The organism is Pedobacter psychrodurus (genome assembly GCF_032678585.1).
Lineage (GTDB): Bacteria > Bacteroidota > Bacteroidia > Sphingobacteriales > Sphingobacteriaceae > Pedobacter > Pedobacter psychrodurus_A.
Map to the genome: position 1 here is coordinate 103,538 of NZ_JAVTSN010000024.1, position 10,261 is coordinate 113,798.

At 42.3% G+C, this 10,261-nt stretch carries 7 protein-coding genes; 4 read left to right on the forward strand and 3 right to left on the reverse strand.

Annotation, left to right across the window (positions count from 1 at the left end):
• Positions 1 to 753 carry a porin family protein gene (locus R2S57_RS16680; RefSeq protein WP_316846081.1) on the forward strand — a complete coding sequence of 251 codons (753 nt, stop codon included), beginning with the start codon at positions 1 to 3 and terminating at the stop codon, positions 751 to 753.
• Between the two features lie 24 nt (positions 754 to 777).
• Here the strand turns inward: R2S57_RS16680 and R2S57_RS16685 are convergent, their stop codons facing one another.
• The 3 genes from R2S57_RS16685 to R2S57_RS16695 all read right to left on the reverse strand — a co-directional run bounded on the left by R2S57_RS16685 (position 778) and on the right by R2S57_RS16695 (position 3,705).
• Complete coding sequence (locus R2S57_RS16685; protein ID WP_316846082.1) at positions 778 to 1,287, reverse strand: hypothetical protein; 510 nt, start codon at positions 1,285 to 1,287, stop codon at positions 778 to 780.
• Positions 1,288 to 1,331: 44 nt separating this feature from the next.
• Complete coding sequence (locus R2S57_RS16690; protein ID WP_316846083.1) at positions 1,332 to 2,180, reverse strand: hypothetical protein; 849 nt, start codon at positions 2,178 to 2,180, stop codon at positions 1,332 to 1,334.
• A gap of 142 nt (positions 2,181 to 2,322) precedes the next feature.
• Positions 2,323 to 3,705, reverse strand: a complete 1,383-nt coding sequence (locus R2S57_RS16695; RefSeq protein WP_316846084.1) for a phosphatase PAP2 family protein — start codon at positions 3,703 to 3,705, stop codon at positions 2,323 to 2,325.
• A 509-nt stretch (positions 3,706 to 4,214) separates the two neighbouring features.
• Between R2S57_RS16695 and ppsA the strand changes: the two genes are divergently transcribed.
• From ppsA to R2S57_RS16710, 3 genes are all read left to right on the forward strand, one after another.
• Positions 4,215 to 6,869 (forward strand): phosphoenolpyruvate synthase, encoded by a 2,655-nt coding sequence (gene ppsA, locus R2S57_RS16700; protein ID WP_316846085.1) that lies wholly within the window; start codon positions 4,215 to 4,217, stop codon positions 6,867 to 6,869.
• An 808-nt stretch (positions 6,870 to 7,677) separates the two neighbouring features.
• Positions 7,678 to 9,813, forward strand: a complete 2,136-nt coding sequence (locus R2S57_RS16705) for a S9 family peptidase (protein ID WP_316846086.1) — start codon at positions 7,678 to 7,680, stop codon at positions 9,811 to 9,813.
• 169 nt (positions 9,814 to 9,982) lie between these two features.
• Positions 9,983 to 10,261, forward strand: a 279-nt coding sequence (locus R2S57_RS16710) for a RagB/SusD family nutrient uptake outer membrane protein (RefSeq protein WP_316846087.1), incomplete at its 3' end; no start/stop codon positions are given.

Consider the following 10,261-nt stretch of genomic DNA (forward strand, 5'->3'; position numbering starts at 1 on the left):
ATGCTAAAACCAATTATTTTCTTTTTGTTTCTCTTTTGTGCATCGGGTTATACTTTCGGGCAAGAACTCAATTCTGCAACTGCTAACAGTAATACCTTGTCGCATACTTTCGGCATCGGGTATAACATCGGTGGCCTTGCTCCCGTATCCTTCCCGAATAACATCCGTAAAATAAAAAGTTTTTCACCGGGCTTTTCTCCAAACGTATCTTATCAAATCTCCTATTCATTATCCGATCACTGGGCAGTAGGTACTGGTGTAAGATTGGATTGGAAAGCGATGAAAGTTTCGGATAGCGTTCAATATTTTCATACGCTGGTATCAATGGATGCATCCACAATAGAAGGCGATTTTACCGGTACCAATACAACCGATGTTAGAAATATTTACCTTTCGCTGCCTGTTCAGGTTTCGTACACGACCAATAACCAATGGAAGTTTAAGCTAGGGGCATATTTTGCATATTTAATACGCCCCCGTTTTTCCGGATCAGTATCTGATGGTTATTTAAGAAAAGGAAATTCCCTGGGCGAAAAGGTAATGATCAATTATGCCACCTTCAACTTCAATGATAAAGAACGAAAGTTTGATTTCGGAATATCTGCAGGCACGGAAAAACTGATTTATAAAAATTTTGGCGCTTCATTCGACCTGCAGTGGGGATTAATCCCTGCTTTCCCGGCATCCTTTACCGGGATCTCCTTCAAAATGTATAATATTTATGGCAGTTTTGGTCTTTTTTACAAGATTTAATGGTGTACCAGATTAGGAAATAATCTACTTCAAGCTAAAATTATAGGCCAGGCGAACCCCCACGAATCTAATCACATAGGTATCATTTTCAGATTCGGAATTTTGGTACCGAACAGCCAATTCTACATTTCGATAAACATAACCTGCACTTATGGCCCAGCCAAATGAAGTTTGATTACTTTTCACGGTGCCCAACGGCCCCGAACCTTCAATGTGATTAAAGGCCACGCCTGCCTGCGATTCGATGGTTAAGCCGCCTAACCTGGCCCGATAGCCAAAGTATGCCGGAATTGACGAATAACTGGCATCAACGCTTGAGGGTAAGTTTTTGACACCAAAGCGATTATAACCAACTTCCAGTGTTAAATGTTGGGGCACTTTACCAACACCCAGCATGCCCTTCAGGGCTGCACCATATCCGGTGTTTACATTATCTGCAAGGTTGCCTGTTGGAATATTTACCTGAACGGAAGGCTGAATCAAATTTACACCTTTTTGCGACCAGGATTGATAGCTGATGAATAAAAAGATCATTATCAAGCCACTATATTTTAAATGTTTTGATATCATAGTATAGCTTATTTACGGTATAACGGACATCTTTTCAACAGGTATTCGAGTGGTCCACTGTAAGAACCATCGGTATTACTCAAAAACGCTTTATGGTTTTCGTTGTAAATGCTGGCGTTGTTATCCATATAAATTTGCAAACTTACGCTCACATCATAGCGCTGTACAGCCATGCTATTGGCACCACCGTAGCCCGAAACCTTACTTACCTTGTCACCGTCGGTGCGTTTAACGTCTGCGCTGCCGTAAGTACTCGTAGAACTCGTTTGATAACCCTTGGCCTGGGTTACTGTGCCATCCACGATATACTCTACACCGAGGATATCACATAAATTCTTCATTGTAAAGCCCATGAGTTTATCCTTTGTTGCGCCTGCTTGTATCAGCGCCGCATTGGTGGTACGCGGATCGACGATGGTGTAACCTGCCGAGTGTTGCGAAAGTATTCCATAGGTATCTTGTTGTGCTTTTAACCCAATGGCATCTGCTCCAGGCTGATTGTCCATCACGAATGTAAAAGGAAGAATGGCAATCTTGTTGTGGTGATCTACCGGCGTTGCCACCATAGATACCTGATCTTTCTGTCTGGTATCTGAAGGTGCTGTCTGTTGCGAAAAGGTTTCAACCCGGCCGCTTGAATGGGTAATCTGAGCGATGTCTGATTTTTTGATCACATATTCGGCAGTTTCACCGGAATAAACAAACGAAACGTCCTGATCCGTGATTTTAATAACTTTCCCTTTGAGGGTTTCTCCGTTGGTTTTCTGCACAATATCCAGTGCGACTGTACTTTTTGTTTGACTCCTTGCACCAAAAGATAGAAGGGCAATAAAGATAAAAATGAAGAGGTTTTTCATATTGTTTTTTTAAGTAGATGATCGGGTATTGAACTAAAATGTATTGCGAATTTGTATAAGTGCTTAGATCTTAATGTTTAACTAAAATAAACAAAATTTAATTTAAACGCTAACCTCCTATTGAAAATAATTATATGTAGTACTACCATAAAAAAGCAGTGAGTGCAAGTCCGAAAGATATATTATCGAACCGCACCTTTTCTCCGCTATAATTTCTATATACATAATTTCCATTGGCCTCAATTTTATCTATAATGTCAAACTCGAAATCATTATCAGAATCAAAGTAACTTGCATATGCCTTTATTCCAATATTCCTCTTGATCTGTTTTTGAATCCCTAACCCGGCCGACCAGCTGAAAGCATTTTTGGGCTTATATTTAAAGAATGGGAGTTCTTTTATTCCAAAGTCTTCCTGGTATTCCTCCTTTATTCTCAAAATGATGTCGCCTTGTGCACCAACAGACGAACCTGCACCCAATTTGCCTGTAATGAACCAGTTCCTGGCCAATGGTAAACTAAAGTACGGCCCTAAATGAAGGTAGCGAATGCCCATTGGCTGGGTATAGTGCCCATCCGTAACGGTTGGGATATCGGGATCATTAAAGTTAAGGTTGTCGTCGTTGATGGGAAAACTGGAAAAAGCGAATTCTCCACCAACACCAAAATTTTTAGAAAAAAAGTAAGCACCTTCTAAACCCAGGTTAAAGCCGCTCCTGGCAAAAATATCCTGCGATTTATCTGTTAAATCTTTTCCCAGGGCCTGGGCATAACCCAGTCTCATTTCTATAAAGCTTGGTTTTAATTGTATGGGCACCGGATTGTGATCAACCTTGATGTGCAAGCCATGTTCTTTGAAAATTTTATCTGCAATGATGTATCCAACTTCTGTAGAAAGAATACCGATCCCTGCTCCCGCAAGCACATCCGATATCCAATGGCGGTTGTTCATTTCACGTCCTACCGCAGTAGCTGTTGCCGCTGTATAGGCACCAATACTGTATAATGGTGAACGGAACTGCCCATATTCTTTGTGCAGGAAAGTCGCATTCATAAAAGAGTTTGCCGTATGGCCCGATGGGAAAGAGTTTCTGGAACTTCCATCTGGCCGCTCAACCTTTGCGGTATATTTTATGGTATTAACCACTGTTCCCATTATTGCAGCCGAAAAGGCGTAAGAAACCAAAGCCCTGCCCATTTTGTTTCTACCTTTAACGCCAGCAGCATTAAGTCCCAGTACCGCAACAACAGGGGCATACTGCAAATAATCATCGTAGTGATAACGGAAGGTTGGGAGGTAACGGTTTCTAAAACTTCTTACATCCTTTCTCACCGCCCAGGTTGCCGCGCTTCCAGCCAGAAGAATAGCAGGAACAACTGAAACCCTAACGGGTTTTGATTCCCAAAAATTACGTTTTAGGACTAAGCTATCTACAGGCGAAATGTTTTGTGCGTGGGCGCCCGAAATCAAAAACGCTACAAGCAGCAATAATGAGGGAACGGATAATTTTAGGTCGAGATTCATGTTCATAGCGTTTGGATAGTCAATGAATCTGCCATTTCTTTCCTGATCATATTTGTCTTATAGGAGAACATGTGATACAAGGCCATGACATATCATTTCAATTCTAAAATACAAACTTATTTTGTATCATCAAAAATGCCGATCTGTATGATGGTGAGTAGCCTGAATTAACTCGACAGTAACAATTTTGGGGAGTGGGAAATGTTTAAGTACAATAGATTTTATTGAACCTCAATTTATAACCAATTTCGGAGCCAATACTTCCTCTGTGGATAAAATGTTATGTTGGTGGTTGACTGTTTGTTGTAAGGATAACGTGGATACTTTCTACATTATTGTGCTTACAAAAATATAGTTTAAAAACGTTGTTTTCGTGTTTTATAGCTAATACTTTTGGCCTTTCGTTTTGATGGAGTTTGTAATTAAAGTGCTGGTAAACAAAGTATAAAAAAGCGTTTTAATGAAATAACCAGAGACCAGACATCTACCAGATAAAAAAGAAAAATCATATGAGGACATACGTAATTGGTTTTGAGGAAACCGACAAGTCGGCTATTTTAATTGTAGGAGGTAAAGGCGCTAATCTTGGTGAACTATCCAGGATAGATGACATACAAGTGCCCGATGGTTTTTGCATCACTACCGAAGCATATAAAAGGATAACGGAGAACAACCTGGAGTTTAACCGCCTTTTGGATGAATTAACACATCTTAAGGTTGACGATCGCCTAAACCTCAATAAGATTAGTGAGGAAATACGGACGATCATAGAGAACATTACTTTTCCTGAGGATATTGCCCGGGAGGTTGAAGTTTATCTTAGCCGGTTTGCTGATCAAGAGGCCTTTGCTATACGATCGAGCGCTACTGCCGAAGATCTGCCCACGGCTTCTTTTGCAGGTCAACAGGATAGCTTTTTGAATGTAATTGGAAAAACGGCCATCTTAAAATACATCAGCAAGTGCTGGGCATCGATGTTTACCGATAGGGCTGTAACCTACCGCATTCAAAATGGCTTTGATCACCGAAAAGTTCAGCTCGCGGTAGTGGTGCAGCAAATGGTATTTCCTCAGGCTGCTGGGATTTTATTTACGGCAGATCCCATTTCGGGAAACCGGAAAACCTTATCTATTGATGCCAGCTTCGGCCTGGGCGAGGCCATGGTTTCGGGCTTGGTAAATGCCGATAATTATCAGGTGCACGACAGCGTGATCACCGATAAGAAAATATCGGCAAAGAAACTGGCCATTTACGCCTTAAAAGATGGCGGAACAAAAGCGGTAGGGCTTTCGACTGCGCAGCAGAACAGGCAAGCACTTACGGATGAGCAGATTTTACAGTTGGAGCAATTGGGGCGGAAAATTGAGGCGCATTTTGGTAACCCCCAGGATATCGAGTGGTGCTTGGTTGAGGACAGCAGCCCGGCAAACGGATATACATTTTATATCGTTCAGAGCAGACCGATTACTACTTTATACCCCATCCCCACGCGCCCAGACGCAACTGAAGGAAGTGACCAGGAAAATCATGTCTATATATCTGTCGGTCATCAGCAGATGATGACTGACCCTATGAAGCCCTTAGGCTTATCTTTATGGCAATTAAGGGCAGCCAGGCCGATGTTTGAGGCTGGCGGAAGGTTATTTGTTGATGTGACCGATAGTTTGGTTACAGCTCGTGGCAAAGCCAATTTATTAGAAGCCATGGAACAACATGATCCTTTGATTAAAGACGCTCTGGTTACCATTACAGAACGGGGTGATTTTATTAAAGTACTGCCTGATGATGAAAAAACACTTGTACTCGTTAAAAGCACTAAAGGTTTATCGGCTGCTGATATTCTGGCACAAATTGGAAACGACCCCACAATTGTTGCCAACCTGATCAAAGAGAGCGAGGCATCGGTAACCTTGCTAAAACAGAACATCCAAACCAAATCAGGCACAGATCTATTCGATTTTATTTTGGACGACATCGCGCAATCGAAGAAAATGATCTTTGATTCACAGCACATGGGGGTAATCATCGCCGCAATGAACGCCTCATCGTGGCTCAATGATCAAATGGGCGAGTGGTTAGGCGAAAAAAATGTAGCAGATGTACTTTCCCAATCGGTATCAAATAATATCACTTCAGAAATGGGATTGGCACTTTTAGATGTTGCCGATGTGATCCGTCGTTATCCGGAGGTGGTTAAATATTTGCAACAGATTAAAACGGATAATTTTTTAGATGAACTGCTTCAGTTGTCGGGTGGAAAGGAAACGCGTGATGCGATTGAAGTGTTTCTGGATCAATATGGAATGCGTTGTGCCGGAGAAATTGATATCACAAACACGCGATGGAGCGAAAAGCCGTCAATTTTGATTCCCATCATCCTGAGTAATATCAAAAATTTTGAAGCCAAGGCGGGCAAACGGAAATTTGAACAGGGACTAAATGAAGTCTCGAAAAAAGAAAAAGCATTGTTGGATGCATTGGCGCTTTTGCCAGATGGCGCGCAAAAAGCTATTGAGACTAAACAGATGATCGGCCTGCTCCGCAATTTTGCAGGCTATCGCGAATACCCCAAGTACGGCATTGTTAACCGCTTTTTTGTGTATAAACAGGCTTTGTTAAAGGAAGTAGAAAAACTCCAACAGGCCAAGGTTATCGAAGAAAGGGATGATGTGTACTACCTTACTTTTGAAGAGTTAAGGGAAGTGGTACTGCGTCATAAACTTGATTTAGCACTTATTGGCAAACGGAAAGAAGAACACAGATTATTTGAAAAACTAAATCCACCGCGGGTAATCACATCTGATGGTGAGGTGGTTACAGGCAAATATAAACACAAATACCTTCCGGCTGGCGCCATCGCAGGTTTGGCCGTTTCTTCCGGCCTGATTGAAGGTAGGGCGCGGGTAATTTTAAATATAGCAGATGCCAATCTTGAAGAAGGAGATATACTGGTCACTACATTTACCGACCCCAGCTGGACGCCATTGTTTGTATCAATAAAAGGCCTGGTAACCGAAGTTGGGGGTTTGATGACCCACGGTGCGGTTATCGCCCGCGAATATGGCCTGCCTGCAGTAGTTGGTTTGGATAATGCAACGAAACTGATCAAAGATGGCCAGCTGATTCGGGTAAACGGAACCGATGGTTATGTAGAGATATTATAACCTGCTCTCTATCCGTTTTGGCGACCAACTGCAGACTAACATTACCCTAGCCTCACTTTTTCTGTACGGTATATATACCCATTCTTTACCTTCCAGGTATGCAAAAGGTAACCGTTAAGGTAAGCAAAAGGTAAAGGATAGGTAGAGAATAGGTAAGCAAAAGGTTAACCTAGGGTTAACTTGGTACAATAAAAATGGAAGATGTAAAATGGAGTAGTACGGACCAGGTTGGTGTCCTTTGCGCCTTCTCCTTGTGATCTCTGTGGTTAAAGACGGAAGATGTAAAATATGAGATGGATGATGTTGTTAAATTTGGCTGTATTAACTATGCGCCCAGGTTGGTGTCCTTTGCGCCTTCTCTTTGTGATCTCTGTGGTTGAAGACGGAAGATGTAAAATATGAGATGGATGATGTTGTTAAATTTGGCTGTATTAACTATGCGCCCAGCTTGGTGTCCTTTGCGCCTTCTCTTTGTGATCTCTGTGGTTAAAGACGGAAGATGTAAATATGAGATGGATGATGTTGTTAAATTTGGCTGTATTAACTATGCGCCCAGCTTGGTGTCCTTTGCTCCTTCTCTTTGTGATCTCTGTGGTTAAAAATGGAAGATGGCAAACGTGAGATGGATGATGTCAGAAGTCTGCCGCCGGGGTTTATTGTGCAAGAAGAAAATCCAACGCTGTACGCTTCGCGCCATGCCCTCTGCATATCCTTGTGCTTATACAAACCACCCCTCCCAAAATTTGTATCACGATTAATACCATCTATTTCCTAAAACAGTATTATTTTTATCGCAAGATTAACTAACATGATGAATAGATATTGGCTTACCGTAACGGCTTGTACTTTGGCCATTACAGCAAATGCCCAGCATAAAACCCTAACGGCTAAAGATTACGAACGGGCCGAAAGTTTTATGGGCTATAACACCGCAAAGTACATCGATCATGCCAGTGTACAACCAAACTGGCTGGATGGCGATAAATTTTGGTATAACACCAAAACCGATGGTACCGAACAAACTTTTTTGGTAGATCCGGTAAAAAAAACCAAAACGCTCACTACTGATTATAAAGGGGGTACAATGCCTTCGCGTCGTGGAGGCGGCCGTAATGAGGTTTTATCTCCCGACGGGAAAAAATCCATATTAATTAAAGATTATAACCTCTTTGTTAAAGATATAGCCAGCGGACAATTAACGCAGCTCACTACCGATGGGATTAAAGATTACGGTTATGCCACCGATAATGCGGGTTGGAAACATAGCGATGCACCAATTCTGCGCTGGTCGCCAGATTCGAAAAAAATAGCCACTTTTCAACAAGATCAACGAAATTCGCAGGATATGTACCTGGTGACTACCAATGTTGGGGCACCGGTTTTAAAAGCCTGGAAATATCCATTGCCTGGCGATAAACAGATTGCCACCATCAGAAGGGTAGTGATTGATGTAGAAAATCCTAAAGTGATTTCTTTTAACATTCCGGCAGATCAGCACCGTGCTACCCTGAGCGATGATATTTCGAGCAGTGGTACTTTTGATGATATCGACTGGAAGGCTGATGGATCTGAGGTGGCTTTTTTATCGACTTCTCGCGATCACAAAAACGAAAAATTCCGTATTGCCAATACCTCAACGGGTGCCGTTCGCGAAGTTTTCGAAGAAACAGTGAAAACACAGTTCGAATCTGGTCAGGGTGCGATTAACTGGCGTTATCTTCCGGCATCGAAAGAAATTATCTGGTATTCGGAAAGGGATAACTGGGGCCATCTGTATTTGTACGATGCGACTACTGGAAAAGTAAAAAATCAGATTACCAAAGGTGATTGGGTAGTAACCCGTTTACTTAAGGTTGATGAGAAAACACGCACACTTTACTTTATAGCGAACGGACGAGAAAAAGGAAATCCTTATTTCGGACATTTCTATAAAGTTGGTTTTGATGGAAAAAACCTAAGTAATCTTACCCCTGAGGAAGGGAATCATGTGGTCTCGTTATCCCCTTCAGAGAAATACTTTATTGATAGCTATTCGCAACCTGACGTGCCTCAGATTACAGTACTAAGAGGTTTAGATGGCAAACTGATTACAAGTTTAGAAAAAACAGATGTTTCCCGTTTAACTGCTACCGGATGGAAAGCACCGACTCCGGTTTCGGTTAAAGCAAAAGATGGTAAAACCGATATTTATGGATTGGTTTTTACGCCAACCAAAATGGATGCCAACCAGAAATATCCGGTAATCGATTATATTTATCCGGGTCCACAAGGGGGTAGTGTAGGCAGTTGGGCTTTCTCCGCTTCGCGTGGCGATAACCAGGCTTTGGCTGAGTTAGGCTTTATTGTGGTGGTAATAGAAGGCACCAGTAACCCCGACCGGTCTAAAAGCTTCCACGATATGAGTTATGGCAATATGGCCGAGAATACTTTGCCCGATCAGATCGCGGCCATTAGACAGCTTTCGGCAAAATATCCTATCGATACGAACAAGGTAGGGATCTGGGGCCATTCGGGTGGTGGATTTGCTACCGCTGCGGCGATGTTCCGTTATCCGGATTTCTTTAAGGTAGGGATTTCGGAATCAGGAAACCACGACAATAGAAACTATGAGGACGATTGGGGCGAACGTTACAATGGCTTAGTAGAAAATGCCGATTATGAAGCACAGGCCAACCAGAACTATGCTAAAAACCTAAAAGGTAAGCTGATGCTGGTGCATGGTATGATGGATGATAATGTGCCACCTTACAATACCTTACTTGTAGTAGAGGCATTAGAAAAAGCAAATAAATCTTTCGATCTGGTTATTTTTCCAAACAGCGCACATGGTTACGGTGCTTATTCGCCATACATGATGCGCCGCCGCTGGGATTACTTTGTACAACATCTTTTAGGTGCAGAGCCTCCTAAGGATTACGCGATGAAAGGTGCTATCGCAAGATAACTTGATATAGGCTGTATGTTTTTAACGTACAGCCTTTTTTTATGCCCATCTTCAATAAGATCCAAGCGCTGTTATACCGATTTCTCAAACCGCCTCATTCCCCCAAATTCCTGTGTCAGTGCTTCTGAAACGTAAAATGGCTTTTTAATTTCCAAATTAAGTTTTGTTAATGAAAGCCGAAGCCCAATTACGGACATCGCAACCAGCACCTGCCCTTACCATTGTTAATTCAATCAGAACGGCGAGAGGGGCTTCCGTTTTGCCAAGCCTAACATTGAATATCCTGCTGGACGAACGTGGCCGTGAATTTTATTGGGAAAGTTTTAGGAGACAGGATTTAATCCGTTTTGGGAAATTCCTTGCCGCGTGGCAGGAAAAACCAGCAAGCCAAGCCAAGTACCTGCTTTTTCCGATTCCCGATAATCAAATTGGTAACCCCAATCTGGTA